This window comes from Kluyvera sp. CRP (assembly GCF_019930565.1).
GTDB classification, from domain to species: domain Bacteria; phylum Pseudomonadota; class Gammaproteobacteria; order Enterobacterales; family Enterobacteriaceae; genus Kluyvera; species Kluyvera georgiana_A.
Genome location: NZ_CP082841.1, coordinates 1741293 through 1757509, shown reverse-complemented (window position 1 = coordinate 1757509; position 16217 = coordinate 1741293). Strand labels below are relative to the sequence as shown.

16 protein-coding genes are annotated in these 16217 nt (G+C 56.7%); 14 read left to right on the top strand and 2 right to left on the bottom strand.

The annotated features are described in order from the left end of the window. The first annotated feature begins 17 nt into the window (after nucleotides 1–17). The 10 genes from agaV to K7B04_RS08220 all read left to right on the top strand — a co-directional run bounded on the left by agaV (nucleotide 18) and on the right by K7B04_RS08220 (nucleotide 10842). On the top strand, nucleotides 18–491 hold the full coding sequence (agaV, locus tag K7B04_RS08265) for a PTS N-acetylgalactosamine transporter subunit IIB (RefSeq protein WP_065356120.1): 474 nt from the start codon (nucleotides 18–20) through the stop codon (nucleotides 489–491). Nucleotides 492–501: 10 nt separating this feature from the next. Next, the gene (agaW, locus tag K7B04_RS08260) at nucleotides 502–1281 is read left to right on the top strand and encodes a PTS N-acetylgalactosamine transporter subunit IIC (RefSeq protein WP_163447828.1); all 780 of its coding nucleotides are present in this window, start codon (nucleotides 502–504) and stop codon (nucleotides 1279–1281) included. Continuing rightward, nucleotides 1271–2149, top strand: coding sequence for a PTS N-acetylgalactosamine transporter subunit IID (gene agaE / locus K7B04_RS08255; protein WP_163447827.1), 879 nt, complete (start codon nucleotides 1271–1273; stop codon nucleotides 2147–2149). The genes agaW and agaE overlap by 11 nt, the downstream gene beginning before the upstream one ends. Nucleotides 2150–2166: 17 nt before the next feature. Continuing rightward, complete coding sequence (gene agaF / locus K7B04_RS08250; protein ID WP_223803806.1) at nucleotides 2167–2601, top strand: PTS galactosamine/N-acetylgalactosamine transporter subunit IIA; 435 nt, start codon at nucleotides 2167–2169, stop codon at nucleotides 2599–2601. Continuing rightward, entirely contained in the window at nucleotides 2598–3731 is a 1134-nt protein-coding gene (nagA, locus tag K7B04_RS08245; protein ID WP_223803805.1) for an N-acetylglucosamine-6-phosphate deacetylase, read from the top strand. Before agaF ends, nagA begins: the two co-directional genes overlap by 4 nt. Before the next feature lie 295 nt (nucleotides 3732–4026). After that, entirely contained in the window at nucleotides 4027–5181 is a 1155-nt protein-coding gene (locus K7B04_RS08240; protein ID WP_163447824.1) for an AgaS family sugar isomerase, read from the top strand. 12 nt (nucleotides 5182–5193) lie between these two features. Continuing rightward, nucleotides 5194–6066 (top strand): tagatose-bisphosphate aldolase subunit KbaY, encoded by an 873-nt coding sequence (gene kbaY / locus K7B04_RS08235; protein ID WP_106927162.1) that lies wholly within the window; start codon nucleotides 5194–5196, stop codon nucleotides 6064–6066. A 114-nt stretch (nucleotides 6067–6180) separates the two neighbouring features. Further along, entirely contained in the window at nucleotides 6181–7752 is a 1572-nt protein-coding gene (gene malX / locus K7B04_RS08230; RefSeq protein ID WP_167574971.1) for a maltose/glucose-specific PTS transporter subunit IIBC, read from the top strand. A gap of 11 nt (nucleotides 7753–7763) precedes the next feature. Then, nucleotides 7764–8939, top strand: coding sequence for a PatB family C-S lyase (locus K7B04_RS08225; RefSeq protein ID WP_167574970.1), 1176 nt, complete (start codon nucleotides 7764–7766; stop codon nucleotides 8937–8939). A gap of 13 nt (nucleotides 8940–8952) precedes the next feature. After that, on the top strand, nucleotides 8953–10842 hold the full coding sequence (locus K7B04_RS08220; protein WP_223803804.1) for an enterotoxin: 1890 nt from the start codon (nucleotides 8953–8955) through the stop codon (nucleotides 10840–10842). Between the two features lie 65 nt (nucleotides 10843–10907). Here K7B04_RS08220 and rsmI read toward each other — a convergent pair whose 3' ends face one another. Then, entirely contained in the window at nucleotides 10908–11771 is an 864-nt protein-coding gene (gene rsmI, locus K7B04_RS08215) for a 16S rRNA (cytidine(1402)-2'-O)-methyltransferase (RefSeq protein ID WP_163447820.1), read from the bottom strand. A 62-nt stretch (nucleotides 11772–11833) separates the two neighbouring features. On the opposite strand from rsmI, the gene K7B04_RS08210 reads away from it, so the two are divergent. From K7B04_RS08210 to dolP, 4 genes are read left to right on the top strand one after another with little or no spacing between them, the layout of a single operon-like run. Then, nucleotides 11834–13930 carry a penicillin-binding protein activator gene (locus K7B04_RS08210; RefSeq protein WP_223803803.1) on the top strand — a complete coding sequence of 699 codons (2097 nt, stop codon included), beginning with the start codon at nucleotides 11834–11836 and terminating at the stop codon, nucleotides 13928–13930. Next, a complete protein-coding gene (locus tag K7B04_RS08205) occupies nucleotides 13888–14277 on the top strand; it encodes a YraN family protein (RefSeq protein WP_163447818.1) in 390 nt (129 codons plus the stop codon). Before K7B04_RS08210 ends, K7B04_RS08205 begins: the two co-directional genes overlap by 43 nt. A 16-nt stretch (nucleotides 14278–14293) precedes the next feature. Further along, nucleotides 14294–14884 carry a DnaA initiator-associating protein DiaA gene (gene diaA / locus K7B04_RS08200; protein WP_064542037.1) on the top strand — a complete coding sequence of 197 codons (591 nt, stop codon included), beginning with the start codon at nucleotides 14294–14296 and terminating at the stop codon, nucleotides 14882–14884. Between the two features lie 9 nt (nucleotides 14885–14893). Next, nucleotides 14894–15469 carry a division/outer membrane stress-associated lipid-binding lipoprotein gene (gene dolP, locus K7B04_RS08195; RefSeq protein ID WP_163447817.1) on the top strand — a complete coding sequence of 192 codons (576 nt, stop codon included), beginning with the start codon at nucleotides 14894–14896 and terminating at the stop codon, nucleotides 15467–15469. Nucleotides 15470–15491: 22 nt separating this feature from the next. On the opposite strand, the gene K7B04_RS08190 is transcribed toward dolP, so the two are convergent. After that, nucleotides 15492–16130: an NAD(P)H-binding protein gene (locus tag K7B04_RS08190; RefSeq protein WP_223803802.1), complete on the bottom strand. Its 639-nt coding sequence runs from the start codon at nucleotides 16128–16130 to the stop codon at nucleotides 15492–15494. Between the last annotated feature and the right edge of the window lie 87 nt (nucleotides 16131–16217).

Here is a 16217-nt window from a genome sequence, read left to right as displayed (position 1 = left end):
ACAAAGAGGAAAACGCGATGCCAAATATTGTTTTAAGCCGTATTGATGAACGCTTGATTCACGGTCAGGTTGGCGTGCAGTGGGTCGGATTTGCGGGGGCAAATCTGGTGCTGGTCGCCAACGATGAAGTGGCGGAAGACACCGTACAGCAGAATTTAATGGAAATGGTGTTGGCTGAAGGGATTGCCGTGCGCTTCTGGACGCTGCAAAAAGTCATCGACAACATCCACCGCGCCGCCGACCGACAGAAAATTTTGCTGGTGTGCAGAACACCGGCCGATTTCCTCAAACTGGTTGAAGGCGGCGTTCCCGTCACGCGTATCAACGTAGGAAACATGCACTACGCCGAAGGTAAACAACAAATTGCCAAAACGGTTTCTGTCGACGCCAACGACATCAACGCTTTTAACGGCCTGAAGGCCGCTGGCGTGGAATGTTTCGTTCAGGGGGTTCCGACAGAACCGGCTTTGGATCTCTTTAAACTGCTTTGAGGGATTCACAATGGAAATCAGTCTGTTGCAGGCTTTTGCCTTAGGTATCCTCGCCTTTATCGCCGGCCTGGATATGTTCAACGGTTTAACGCACATGCACCGCCCGGTTGTCCTTGGGCCGCTGGTCGGCCTGATCCTTGGCGATCTGCATACCGGTATTTTAACCGGCGGTACGCTGGAATTGGTATGGATGGGTCTGGCGCCGCTGGCAGGCGCCCAGCCGCCCAACGTCATTATCGGTACGATCGTGGGGACCACGTTTGCTATCACCACCGGCGTCAAACCTGATGTGGCGGTCGGCGTCGCTGTACCGTTCGCCGTGGCGGTACAAATGGGTATTACCTTCCTGTTCTCCGTGATGTCCGGCGTGATGTCTCGCTGTGACCGTATGGCGGCAAATGCCGACACCGACGGCATTGAACGGGTTAACTATCTGGCGCTGCTGGCGTTAGGCATTTTCTACTTCCTGTGCGCGTTTCTGCCCATTTATTTCGGCGCGGAGCACGCGAAAACCGCCATTGATGTCCTGCCAGCGCGTCTGATTGACGGCCTGGGCGTTGCGGGCGGCATCATGCCAGCCATCGGCTTTGCCGTACTGCTGAAAATTATGATGAAGAACGTCTACATCCCGTACTTCATTATTGGTTTTGTTGCCGCGGCCTGGCTCAAGCTTCCGGTGCTGGCTATCGCCGCCGCCGCACTGGCCATGGCGCTGATTGATCTCTTACGTAAATCCCCGGAACCGACCCAACCTGCGGCACAGAAAGAGGAATTCGAAGATGGCATCTAACCAACACACCCTGCCGACTGTTTCCGATAATGAAGAGACGCTGCTGACCGGCGTGAACGAAAACGTCTATGAAGATCAGAGCATTGGCGCTGAACTGAGCAAAAAAGACATTAACCGCGTGGCCTGGCGCTCTATGCTGTTGCAGGCATCATTTAACTACGAACGTATGCAGGCTTCCGGCTGGCTGTACGGACTGCTGCCCGCGCTGAAAAAGATTCACACCAACAAACGCGACCTGGCACGCGCCATGAAAGGCCATATGGGCTTCTTCAACACCCACCCTTTCCTGGTGACGTTTGTTATCGGCATCATTCTGGCGATGGAGCGCTCGAAGCAGGACGTTAACAGTATTCAGAGTACCAAAATTGCCGTTGGCGCACCGCTGGGCGGGATTGGCGATGCCATGTTCTGGCTAACGCTGCTGCCTATCTGCGGCGGGATTGGCGCGAGCCTGGCGCTGCAGGGATCAATCCTAGGCGCCGTGGTGTTTATCGTGCTGTTTAACGTGGTGCATCTCGGCCTGCGTTTCGGCCTGGCGCACTATGCGTATCGCATGGGGGTTGCCGCCATTCCGCTTATCAAGGCAAACACCAAAAAAGTGGGTCACGCGGCCTCAATTGTGGGGATGACGGTGATTGGCGCGCTGGTCGCCACCTACGTTCGTCTCAACACGACGCTGGAAATCAAAGCCGGTGACGCGGTCGTCAAACTGCAGGCCGATGTTATTGATAAGCTGATGCCTGCCTTCTTACCGCTGGTGTATACCCTGATCATGTACTGGCTGGTGCGTCGCGGCTGGAGCCCACTGCGTCTTATCGCCATTACCGTCGTGCTCGGCGTGGTCGGCAAATTCTGTCACTTCCTGTAAAGCAAAAGAGGTTTGAGATGCTAGGTATTATTTTGACGGGGCATGGCGGTTTTGCCAGCGGAATGGAAAAAGCGATGAAGCAAATTCTGGGCGAGCAGCCGCAGTTTATCGCCATCGATTTTCCTGAAACCTCAACCACCGCGCTGCTCACTTCACAGCTTGAGCAGGCGGTGGCAGAGCTGGATGCCCAGGGCGATATCGTTTTTCTGACCGACCTGCTCGGCGGTACGCCGTTCCGCGTGGCCTCGACGCTCGCCATGCAAAAAGCGGGAAGAGAAGTGATTACCGGCACCAACTTGCAGCTGTTGCTGGAGATGGCGCTGGAACGCGATGGGTTGAGCAGCGAGACGTTCCGTCTGCAGGCCCTTGAGTGCGGACACCGCGGTTTGACCAGCCTGGTCGATGAGCTGGACCGCTGCCGCGAGGAGAGTCCCGTCGAGGAAGGGATATGACGCACATTCTCCGCGCCCGACGCGTGCTGACGGAGCAAGGCTGGCTCGACGACCATCAGCTGCGCGTTGAAGAAGGCGTCATTACCGCAATCGAACCGATACCGGCAGGCATCGCCAGCCGCAACGCCGAGCTGCTCTGTCCGGCGTATATCGATATCCACGTCCACGGCGGTGCGGGCGTTGATGTCATGGACGACGCACCGGACGCCCTCGATAAACTGGCCCGGCATAAGGCACGCGAAGGGGTAGCCAGCTGGCTACCCACCACCGTCACCGCGCCGCTGGAGATGATTCACCAGGCGCTGGCGCGTATCGCCCAACGCTGTTACTCCGGTGGGCCAGGGGCGCAGGTACTGGGGAGCTACCTCGAAGGCCCGTATTTTACGCCGCAGAATAAAGGGGCACATCCTCCGGAGCTGTTTCGGGAACTGAACCCGGCGGAGCTGGATGAGCTGATTGCCATTTCCCGGCAAACCCTGCGCGTCGTGGCGCTGGCACCGGAAAAGCCCGGCGCGCTACAGGCGATTATCCATCTGAAAAAACGGGGCATTCGGGTGATGTTAGGGCATAGCGCCGCCAGCTATGCACAAACCCGCGCCGCTTTCGACGCGGGCGCCGACGGGCTGGTTCACTGCTATAACGGTATGACCGGTTTACATCACCGCGAACCCGGGATGGTCGGCGCCGGGTTAACCGACCCACGAGCCTGGCTGGAGCTTATCGCCGATGGACACCACGTTCACCCCGCCGCCATGAAGCTTTGCGGCTGCTGCGCCAGGGAGAGAGTGGTGCTGATTACCGACGCCATGCAGGCCGCCGGTATGCCCGATGGCCGATACACGCTGTGCGGCGAGCAGGTGGAGATGCGTGCCGGAATCGTAAGGACCGCCTCCGGGGGGCTGGCGGGCAGCACGTTATCGATCGATGCGGCGGTACGCAATATGGTCGAACTAACCGGCCTACTCCCCGAAGAGGCGATTCATATGGCATCGCTGCATCCCGCCCGTTTGCTGGGCATCGATGGCCAGCTGGGATCGCTCAAGGTCGGCAAACGCGCCAGCATCATTGCGCTCGATGGTGGGCTGCACCTGCAGCACATCTGGATTCAGGGTCAATCTTTCTCTTTGTAGCACGTTCGTTTTCCTCAGGCCTTCGGTTTGTTACCGCAAGGCCTTTCTTTTCCTTTCTACAAAAAAGTATCCTCCTAACCGACAAATCCTTTAATCATTTAAATATCAACGTCATAAATAAAACACACCTCTTAAGATCATAATTTTCGTTTTATTTCTCATTCGATCATTGAACTTTCGATTTCTTTTCTATAGATTTTAATCAACCGATAAAGTGAACAAGTGAAACGAAACGAAAGATAGCGACCTATTGCCAGCGTCTGATGTGGAATTTACAAGACTAAGGACTTACGTTATGCCAGAAACCTATATCTCCGCCGCCTCGACAACCGGTACCTGGACAGAGGAAGAGATCCGCCAGCAGCCCGCGAGTTGGATCCGTTCACTGAAAAATATTGATGCGATCCGATCGACCATTGATGCTTTTCTGACACCGCTGTTACGCAAAACCGATCTGCGAATCGTACTGACCGGGGCCGGAACGTCGGCATTTATTGGCGAAACCATCGCCCCATGGCTTTCCCGCCACACGGGGAAAAATATCAGCGCCGTACCCACCACCGATCTCGTCACCAATCCAATGGACTATCTGAACCCGGCGCATCCGCTGCTGCTGGTTTCATTTGCCCGCTCGGGCAACAGCCCGGAGAGCGTGGCTGCCGTTGAGCTGGCCAACCAGTTCGTTCCTGAGTGCTACCACCTGTCAATAACCTGTAACGAAGCGGGCAGCCTGTACCAAAATCTGGTCGACAGCGATAACGCTTTCGCCCTGCTGATGCCGGCCGAAACGCACGATCGCGGCTTTGCCATGACCAGCAGCATTACCACCATGATGGCAAGCTGCCTGGCGGTATTCGCGCCGGAGATCATCAACAGCCAGACCTTCCGGGACGTGGCCGATCGCAGCCAGGCGATCCTCGACTCACTCGGCGATTTTAGCCAGGGTGTCTTTGGCGATGGCGCCTGGAAACGCGTCGTCTATCTGGGCAGCGGCGGATTACAAGGTATCGCGCGTGAGTCTGCGCTGAAGGTGCTGGAGCTAACCGCCGGCAAACTGGCGGCCTTCTACGACTCGCCAACCGGTTTCCGCCACGGACCAAAATCGCTGGTCGATAACGAAACGCTTATCGTGGTGTTCATCTCCAGCCACCCTTACACGCGCCAGTACGACCTGGATCTGCTGGCGGAACTGCGCCGCGATCGTCAGGCAATGCGCGTGGTCGCCATTGCGGCAGAAACGGATCCCATCATCGAAGCAGGCCCGCATATCCTGCTGCCTCCTTCCCGTTCGTTTATCGACATGGAGCAGGCGTTCTGCTTCCTGATGTACGCCCAGGTCTTTGCGCTGACTCAGTCGATTCGTGTTGGCAATACCCCAGATACCCCCTCTGCCAGCGGCACGGTCAATCGTGTTGTGCAAGGCGTGATTATTCATCCGTGGCAGGCTTAAGAGGATCTTCTTATGAGCATTATCTCAACGAAATACCTTCTGCAGGATGCGCAGGCCAACGGCTACGCCGTACCGGCGTTTAACATCCACAACGCCGAAACGATCCAGGCGATCCTCGAGGTGTGCAGCGAAATGCGCTCGCCGGTGATCCTCGCGGGGACTCCCGGCACGTTTAAACACATTGCCCTGGAAGAGATCTACGCCCTGTGCAGCGCGTATTCGCTCACTTACGACATGCCGCTGGCGCTGCATCTCGATCATCACGAATCGTTGGATGACATTCGCCGTAAGGTTCACGCCGGCGTACGCAGCGCGATGATCGATGGCAGCCACTATCCGTTTGAACAAAACGTGAAGCTGGTGAAATCGGTGGTCGATTTCTGCCACCTCAACGATTGCAGCGTTGAGGCGGAACTGGGCCGTCTGGGCGGGGTAGAAGACGACATGAGCGTCGACGCGGAAAGCGCCTTTCTCACCGACCCGCAGGAGGCGAAACGCTTTGTTGAGTTGACCGGTGTTGACAGCCTTGCCGTGGCTATCGGCACGGCACATGGTCTCTATACCAAACGGCCAAAAATCGACTTCCAGCGGCTGGCGGAAATCCGGGAAGTGGTGACGGTGCCGCTGGTGCTGCATGGCGCAAGCGATGTGCCGGATGAATATGTTCGCCGCACCATCGAGCTGGGCATCTGCAAAGTCAACGTCGCAACCGAGTTGAAGATCGCCTTCTCTGACGCCGTCAAAGCCTGGTTTGCTGAAAATCCGCAGGGCAATGACCCGCGCTTTTACATGCGGGTTGGCATGGACGCCATGAAAGAAGTGGTCAGAAGCAAAATCGCCGTCTGCGGCTCAGCGAATCGGTTACGGCTACCGGCGGAGGCCTGATCCGACAGCGTATTACAACAATATCTCAAAATAACTATAAGCCTCGCAAATATGAAGGCGCGTCCTTAAACCGGGTAGCGCCTTCCATTATCCTAAAAATCCGAGGGTCCCTACATGACACAAAAAAAATCTTTTAAGTCAAAATCATGGGAGTTTTTCCAAAGTCTGGGAAAAACCTTTATGTTCCCGGTTTCACTTCTTGCCTTTATGGGATTGCTGCTGGGTATCGGTAGTTCAGTGACCAGCCCTTCCACCATTACGAGTTTTCCCTTTCTGGGCGGCGAATTTACGCAGTTGACCTTTGGCTTTATCGCCATGGTCGGTGGCTTTGCATTTACCTATCTGCCGCTGATGTTTGCCATGGCGATCCCCATGGGGCTTGCCAAACGCAACAAGGCGGTCGCCGCCTTTGCCGGGTTCGTTGGCTACATGCTGATGAATATGAGCATTAACTATTACCTGACGGCCACCCACCAGCTTGCCGACCCCGCCACCATGAAACAGGTGGGACAATCGATCGTGCTAGGCATTCAGACCCTGGAGATGGGGGTACTGGGCGGCATTGTGGTTGGGGTTATCACCTATTTTCTGCACGAGCGTTTTCAGGACACGGTTCTGCATGACGCCTTCGCGTTCTTTAGCGGCATTCGTTTTGTGCCGATTATAACCGCTCTTACCCTGTCGCTGGTGGGTCTGTTCATTCCTCTTCTGTGGGAATACGTCGCGCTGGGCATCGCGGGTATTGGTCATATCATCCAGAGCACCAGCGTTTTCGGCCCCTTCCTCTACGGCGTGGGTGTGCTGCTGCTGAAACCTTTTGGTCTGCACCACATCCTGCTGGCGATGGTGCGTTTTACCCCAGCAGGCGGTATTGAAATGGTGAATGGCCATGAGGTCGCCGGGGCGCTGAATATCTTCTACGCAGAGCTTAAAGCCGGCCTGCCGTTTAGCCCGCACGTTACCGCGTTTCTGTCACAAGGGTTTATGCCGACCTTTATCTTCGGTTTACCCGCCGTGGCTTACGCCATCTACCGCACCGCGCGTCCGGAAAATCGGCCGGTCATTAAGGGGTTGCTGCTTTCCGGCGTGCTGGTTTCCGTCGTCACCGGTATTTCAGAGCCGATTGAGTTCCTGTTCCTGTTTATCGCCCCCGCGCTTTACGCCTTCCATATCGTCATGTCTGGCCTGGCGCTGATGGTTATGGCTCTGTTGGGGGTGACCATTGGCAATACCGATGGCGGCATTCTGGATCTGCTGATCTTCGGCGTGATGCAGGGAATGTCGACCAAATGGTATCTGCTGTTCCCGGTCGGTATTGCCTGGTTTGCCATCTACTTCTTTGTCTTCCGCTGGTACATCCTCAAACACGACATCAAAACGCCGGGCCGCGAGGTGGATGCTCAAGGGGCGCAGCAAGCCGTCGAGGCTAACACCCGCGCGCGTGGAAAATCAAAATACGATCATGGGCTTATCCTGCGTGCACTCGGCGGTAAAGAGAACATTGAGTCGCTTGATAACTGTATTACCCGCTTGCGTCTGGTGGTGAAAGATATGGGCCTTATCGATCAACAGGCGCTGAAAGCGGCCGGCGCGTTGTCGGTGGTGGTGCTTGATGCTCACAGCGTACAGGTGATCATCGGCCCGCAGGTACAGAGCGTCAAAACCGGCATTGAAGCCTTAATCTAACAGGGGGAGTGATGTTTGATTTCGACAAAATCATCGAGCGCCAAAGTGATAAGTGCCGTAAATGGGACCATGCCTTTGTGTGCTCGCGTTTCGGTGACGTCCCGCAGTCCTTTATCCCCCTGTGGATAGCCGATATGGATTTCACCTCGCCGCCTGCGGTGATTGACGGCTTCCGGCGCATCGTGGAGCACGGCACCTTTGGCTATACCTGGTGCTTTGACGAATTCTACGACGCGGTTATCGGCTTCCAGCGTAAACGTCATCAGGTTGAGGTAGAAAAGTCGTGGATCACGCTAACCTACGGCACCGTCTCCACGCTGCACTACACGGTTCAGGCGTTCTGCAAACCGGGTGACAGCGTGATGATGAACACGCCGGTCTACGATCCTTTTGCGATGGCGGCACAGCGCCAGGGCGTGCAAGTACTTGCTAACCCGCTACGCGTGGAGGACAACCGCTATCAGCTTGATTTTAATCTGATAGAAGAACAGCTCAAAACCCACCGTCCAACGCTGTGGTTCTTCTGCTCGCCGCATAACCCGTCCGGCAGGATCTGGCGCGCGGAAGAGATACGTCAGGTGTCCGATCTCTGTCAACGCTACGGCACAATTCTGGTGGTCGATGAGGTTCACGCCGAGCACATTCTGGATGGCAAATTCGTCAGTTGCCTCACTTCTGGCTGTGCCGCACAGGACAACCTGATCGTGCTCACGTCCCCCAACAAGGCGTTCAATCTGGGCGGGCTGAAAACCTCCTACTCCATGATTCCGAACGACTCGCTGCGCCAGCGCTTCCGCCAGCAGCTTGAGAAGAACTCGATTACCTCGCCCAATATGTTCGGGGTATGGGGGATCATTCTGGCCTATCAACACGGTCTGCCATGGCTCGACGCGCTGAACGGTTATCTGCAAGGCAACGCCCGCTATCTGGCGGATGCCATCCAGACCCACTTCCCGGCGTGGAAGATGATGAATCCGGAATCGTCGTATCTGGCGTGGATAGACGTGAGCGCGGATGACCGTAGCGCAACGCAGCTAACCCAACATTTCGCACAACAGGCGGGCGTGGTCATAGAAGACGGCAGCCACTATGTACAAAACGGCGAAAACTACCTGCGGATTAATTTTGGCACCCAGCGCTACTGGCTGGAGCAGTCCATTAACCGAATGCTGAAAAATAACAAATAAGGACCTTACCCCAATGAAGAAAGCGCTCACTCTCTCACTGCTGGCTCTCTGTGTTTCTCATGGCGCAGTGGCGGCAAACTACGCCCTCAATAACGACAATATTGCTCTCTCATTCGATGATACCAACTCAACGGTCGTGGTGAAGGACAACAGGGCTAACCATCCGCTCACGCCGCAGGAGTTGTTCTTTCTGACGCTACCGGATGAGAGCAAAATCCACACCGCCGATTTCAAAATCAAGCACGTTGAAAAGCAGGACAACGCGATTGTCATCGACTTTACGCGCCCGGATTTTAACGTCACGGTGAAGCTGAACCTGGTGAAGGGAAAATACGCCAACATCGGCTACACCATTGCCGCCGTTGGGCAGCCGCGCGAGGTGGCTAAAATCACCTTCTTCCCAACCAAAAAGCAGTCCCAGGCTCCTTACGTAGATGGCGCAATCAATAGCTCACCGATCGTTGCCGACTCGTTCTTTATCCTGCCGGATAAACCGATCGTCAATACCTACGCCTATGAAGCTACAACCAATCTCAACGTAGAACTGAAAACGCCGATTCAACCAGAGGCCCCGGTCAGCTTTACCACCTGGTTCGGCACGTTCCCGGAGACCAGCCAGCTGCGCCGCAGCGTGAACCAGTTTATTAATGACGTACGTCCACGGCCCTACAAGCCTTATCTGCACTACAACAGCTGGATGGATATCGGCTTTTTCACTCCGTACACCGAACAGGATGTGCTGGGGCGTATGGGCGAGTGGAACAAGGAGTTCATTACGGGCCGCGGCGTGACCTTAGACGCTTTCCTGCTGGACGATGGCTGGGACGATCTGACCGGACGCTGGCTATTTGGCCCGGCATTCAGCAACGGTTTTAGCAAAGTCCGCGAGAAAGCCGACAGCCTGCACAGCTCCGTTGGGCTATGGCTTTCTCCGTGGGGCGGCTACAACAAACCGCGCGACGTTCGCGTTTCGCATGCAAAAGAGTATGGGTTCGAAACCGTGGACGGCAAGCTGGCGCTGTCGGGAGCGAACTACTTTAAAAACTTCAATGAGCAGATCATCAAGCTTATCAAAAACGAGCACATTACCTCGTTTAAGCTCGACGGAATGGGTAACGCCAGTTCGCATATCAAGGGCAGCCCGTTTGCCTCGGATTTTGATGCGTCAATCGCCCTGCTGCACAATATGCGCAGCGCAAACCCAAATCTGTTTATCAACCTGACCACCGGCACCGACGCCAGCCCGTCCTGGCTGTTCTACGCCGATTCAATCTGGCGTCAGGGAGATGACATCAACCTGTATGGTCCTGGCACGCCGGTACAGCAGTGGATGACCTACCGCGATGCCGAGACGTACCGTTCCATTGTCCGTAAAGGCCCGCTATTCCCGCTGAACTCGCTGATGTACCACGGGATAGTCAGCGCCGCGAATGCCTATTACGGGCTAGAGAAGGTGCAAACGGACAGCGATTTTGCCGATCAGGTCTGGAGCTACTTCGCGACCGGCACCCAGCTGCAAGAGCTGTATATTACCCCGTCGATGCTGAACAAGGTGAAGTGGGACACGCTGGCGAAGGCAGCAAAATGGTCTAAGGAAAACGCCAGCGTGCTGGTTGATACCCACTGGATTGGCGGCGACCCGACGGCGCTTGCGGTGTACGGCTGGGCCTCCTGGAGCAAAGACAAAGCCATTCTCGGTTTGCGCAACCCGTCGGATAAGCCACAAACCTACTATCTGGATTTGGCGAAGGATTTCGAAATACCGGCAGGAGACGCGGCGCAGTTTAGTCTGAAAGCGGTATACGGCAGTAACAAAACCGTGCCCGTTGAGTATAAAAACGCGACGGTGATTACCTTGCAACCGCTGGAAACACTGGTGTTTGAGGCGATGCCCGTTAACTAAAGGCCTGTACCAATGAGTCGCCGGGTAAAGCGCAAGCTCCACCCGGCAAAACCGGCAGCAGGGGCTTACTCCCCCTGCTGCTCCAGCGCATACTTATACAGCGCATTCTTCTTCACGCCGTGGATCTCCGCCGCCAGCGCCGCCGCTTTCTTCAACGGCAGCTCCGCCTGCAACAGCGCCAGCGTACGCAGCGCATCGGCGGGCAGTTCGTCGTCCTGAGCTTTATGGCCTTCAACAATCAGCACCATCTCGCCTTTGCGACGGTTTTCATCTTCTTTGACCCACGCCAGCAGTTCGCCGACCGGCGCGCCGTGGATGGTTTCCCAGGTTTTGGTCAGCTCGCGCGCCAGCACCACGTAGCGGGCTTCCCCCCATACGGCCACCATATCTTCAAGGCTGTCGAGCAGACGGTGGGTGGATTCGTAGAAAATTAGCGTGCGCGGCTCGGCTTCAATCGCCTTCAGCGCGTCACGACGGCCTTTGGATTTCGCCGGTAAGAAACCTTCATAGCAAAAACGATCGGACGGCAGACCGGCGGCGCTAAGCGCGGCAATCGCAGCGCATGGGCCAGGCAGCGGCACGACGCGAATCCCTGCTTCACGGCAGGTACGCACCAGGTGATAGCCAGGATCGTTGATCAGCGGCGTACCCGCGTCAGAAACCAGCGCGATGTTCTGGCCCTCTTTGAGCTTCGCCACCAGCGTCTCGGCTTTTTGTTGCTCATTGTGATCGTGTAAAGCAAACAAACGGGCGTTAATCGCGAAGTGTTGCAGCAATAAACCGGTGTGCCGCGTGTCTTCAGCCGCAATTAAATCAACAGCTTGCAATACTTCGAGCGCTCGTTGGGTAATATCAGCCAAATTTCCGATAGGAGTAGGTACAATAAAGAGTTGGCCTTGAGAATTATCCGCCGATTCGTGTTGTTTCATTGTTTCGTCCGTATTGCCGATTTAATATTGAGCATTGCGTAAAAAATATCACTGGATACAGAATGGTACCCTCAACATTTTCTCGTATGAAAGCCGCGCGTTGTCTGCCGGTTATCCTGGCCGCGCTGATTTTCGCAGGCTGCGGAATCCAGCAACCTGCCGACCAGAGTGCCGCCCAGCTTCAGGGCGCGACGCAGGCTGATTCCGGCTTTTACCTGCAGCAGATGCAGCAAAGCTCGAATGATAGCAAGACCAACTGGCAATTACTCGCCATTCGTGCACTGCTGAAAGAAGGTAAAAGCCAGCAGGCGCTGGAACTGTATAACCAACTGCCGAAAGAACTGAATGCCGTTCAGCGCCAGGAACAGTCTCTGCTGGCCGTTGAAATCAAGCTTGCGCAGAAAGATTACGCCGGCGCTCAGGCGCTGCTGCAGCCGCTGAAGGCCGATGATTTCGACAGCGTTCGCCAGGCCCGCTTCTGGCAGGATACCATCACCGCCGAGCAGGGTAAGCCCTCTCTGACGCTGCTGCGCGCCCTGATTGCCCAGGCGCCGCTGTTAACTACCCAGCAGGAAAAGCAACAGAACAGCGACGCCACCTGGCAAGCGCTCTCCGCCATGACCCAGCAGCAAGCCAACGCGCTGGTGATCAACGCCGATGAAAACGATCTGCAAGGCTGGCTGGATCTGCAACGCATGTGGTTTGATAACCGTAACGATCCGGACATGCTGAAGGCTGGCATCAAAGACTGGCAGACGCGCTATCCGCAGAACCCGGGGGCGAAGGTCCTGCCGTCGCAACTGGCCAACGTGCAAAACTTTAAACCCGCGTCGGTCAATAAAATCGCCCTGCTGCTGCCGTTAAGCGGCCAGGCATCGGTCTTTGGCCGCACCATTCAGCAAGGGTTTGAAGCCGCGAAAAACGGTGCCACGCCGGTTAACGGCAGCGCCGTCCCCGAGCAGGTAGCCCAGGCGGCCTCCACGCCCGTCGTTAGCCCGTCACAGGCTGAAATCAGCGATCTGACCAGCCCGCAAACCCAGGCACCGGTACAGGCACCGGCCACCGCTGCGCCGGTGCAGGCCGCAGCACAGCCGGAAACGACCGCTGTACAGGCCACTGCTGCACCAACGGCAGCGCCAGCGCCTGCTGCACAGCCGCAGGCCGTTGCCAGCGTGGCGGCGAATCCCTCAGCAGAGCTGAAAATCTACGATACCTCTTCTCAGCCGTTAAACCAGATTCTGGCGCAGGCGCAGCAGGATGGCGTCAGCCTGGTGGTCGGCCCGCTGCTGAAAAACAACGTCGACGAGATGCTGAAAAGCAACACGACACTCAACGTGCTGGCGCTGAATCAGCCGGAGTCGGTGACGAGCCGCGCCAACATCTGCTACTTCGCCCTGTCGCCGGAAGATGAAGCCCGCGACGCCGCGCGCCACATTCACGACCAGGGGAAACAGTCGCCGCTGCTGCTGATGCCACGTAACGCGCTCGGTGAACGCGTCACTCAGGCCTTTGCCGATGAATGGCGTAAACTGGGCGGCGGTACCGTACTGCAACAGAAATTTGGTTCGCTCTCTGAACTGCGCGGCGGCGTCAACGGCGGCTCCGGCATCTCGCTGTCGGGTACACCAGTGGCCTCCACTCAGCCGCAGCCGCAGAGCGTCACCATCGGCGGGCTGACTATTCCGGCCGCGCCAACCGATGCGCAAATCACCGGCAGCAGCAAAGTCGATGCCGCCTATATCCTGGCGACACCGGAAGAGATTGCGTTTATCAAGCCGATGATCGCAATGCGTAACGGTAGCCAGAGCGGTGCGATGCTGTACGCCAGTTCGCGCAGCGCGCAGGGCACCGCTGGCCCGGATTTCCGTCTGGAGATGGAAGGTTTACAGTACAGCGAGATCCCGATGCTGGCTGGCAGCAACCCGGCGCTGATGCAGCAGGCGCTGCGTGCGGTCAACAACGACTACTCGCTGGCTCGCCTGTACGCAATGGGCGTTGATGCCTGGGCGCTGGCCAATCATTTCTCTCAGATGCGCGGCGTGCCGGGCTTTGAGCTGAACGGCAACACTGGCGATCTGAGCGCCAACCAGGACTGCGTGATTAACAGGAAGTTATCATGGCTCAAATACCAGCAGGGGCAAATCGTCCCGGCAAGCTAACCACGAAACAGACCGGTGACGCCGCGGAACTGCGCGCCCGTCGCTGGCTGGAGCGTCAGGGACTAAGCTTTATCGCCGCCAACGTGCATGAGCGCGGCGGCGAGATCGATCTGATTATGCATGATGGCGCGGTAACGGTATTTGTTGAAGTGCGTTACCGCGCATCCAGCGCGTTTGGCGGCGCGGCCGCCAGCGTGACCCGAAGCAAACAGAACAAACTGTTGCAGACTGCCCGTTTGTGGCTCGCCCGCCACAATGGGAGTTTTGACACTGTGGATTGCCGTTTCGATGTGATAGCCTTCACGGGCAATGAGATCGAATGGCTTCAAAACGCTTTTAGCTTATAGAATGTAAAGGGATATCGTGCTCGAAAGAATCAAAGTGTGCTTCACCGAAAGCATCCAGACCCAAATTGCCGCGGCGGAAGCGCTCCCGGACGCTATCTCCCGAGCCGCGATGACCCTGGTACAGTCGCTGCTGAACGGCAACAAAATTCTCTGTTGTGGTAACGGTTCATCCGCGGCCAACGCACAGCATTTTGCGGCCTGCATGATTAACCGTTATGAAACTGAGCGTCCCGGTTTACCTGCGATTGCACTTAATACTGATAACGTGGTCTTAACGGCAATCGCCAACGATCGCCTGCATGATGAAATCTATGCCAAGCAGGTGCGCGCGTTGGGTCATGCTGGCGATGTGCTGCTGGCCATCTCCACGCGCGGCAACAGCCGCGATATCGTGAAAGCGGTTGAAGCCGCCGTGACCCGCGACATGACCATCGTGGCCCTGACGGGCTACGACGGCGGCGAGCTGGCCGGTTTGCTGGGCCAGCAGGATGTGGAAATTCGCATCCCGTCGCACCGCAGCGCGCGCATTCAGGAAATGCACATGCTTACGGTGAACTGTCTGTGCGATTTAATTGATAACACCCTTTTCCCACACCAGGACGACTAAGGAGAACACATGAAGGTAATTTCGACCCTCGCGGTCCTTATTTCCGCACTGCTGCTCCAGGGATGCATTGCCGCCGCCGTTGTTGGCACCGCGGCAGTGGGGACCAAAGCCGCAACTGACCCGCGCACGGTGGGAACTCAGGTGGACGACAGCACGCTGGAAGTTCGCGTGAACAGCGCACTGTCAAAAGATGCACAAATTAAGAAAGAAGCGCGTATCAACGTGACCGCATATCAGGGCAAAGTGCTGCTGACCGGTCAGGCGCCGGACCTCAGCCTCGCGACCCGTGCGAAGCAGATTGCCGTTGGCGTTGATGGGGCTACCGAAGTGTTTAATGAAGTGCGTCAGGGCCAGCCGATTAGCCTGGGCACCTCTTCGTCAGACACCTGGATAACCACCAAAGTACGCTCGCAGCTGTTGACCAGCGATCAGGTGAAATCCTCGAACGTGAAGGCCACTACCGAGAACGGTGAAGTGTTCCTGATGGGCCTGGTGACCGACCGTGAAGGCAAAGCCGCGGCCGATATCGCCAGCCGCGTGAGCGGCGTGAAGCGCGTCACCACCGCGTTTACCTACATTCAGTAATCCGCACGACGGCCCGGCTAATTCACTGCCGGGCCATTTCTCTTAGCTGACGCGACGATAAAATCGTCACCGGGGACGCCCCCGGATTCTTCGCCATTCTCAGCATGGCTTTCGCCACATCCTGCGCAGCAATCGACTTCCAGTTTCCCGGCAGCAAACTAAACAGCGGCGCCAGCAGACGCTCGTTTAAGCGCGGCGTTCTGCGTTCACCCAGCAGCATCGAGGGGCGAGCCAGAGTGAGACGCGGCCAATCTTGTTCAATCAGCGCCGATTCCATCTGACCTTTCACGCGGTTGTAGAAAAACGGCGAATTCGCGTTTGCCCCCATCGCGCTCACCACCAGCAGCTGCTGCGCGCCAAGGCGTAAACCAGTCTGTGCCGTTTCCAGCACCAGGTCGTAGTCAACATGGGTGAACGCGGCCTTTGAGCCCGCATCGCGTATCGTGGTGCCAAGGCAGCAAAATACGGTATCGATGGGTGAGGTGACCTGCGCGAGCGCGGCGCTGAGATCCGGGTCATGCGGGTTCTCTATGCCGAAGGCGTGCTCCAGCGGATGGCGCGTAGGCGCAATAATCGATTCCACCTGCGCCTCGCGGCGCAGCAGATTAAGTAAGTGCCCACCAACAAGGCCAGTGGCACCGGTAATGAGGACGTGATGCATAAGGGTCTCCCTATTCCCTGGTATCGAATGGTTTACCGCTCGTAGGCCGGATAAGGCGTTTACGCCGCCATCCGGCAATGTACTCCG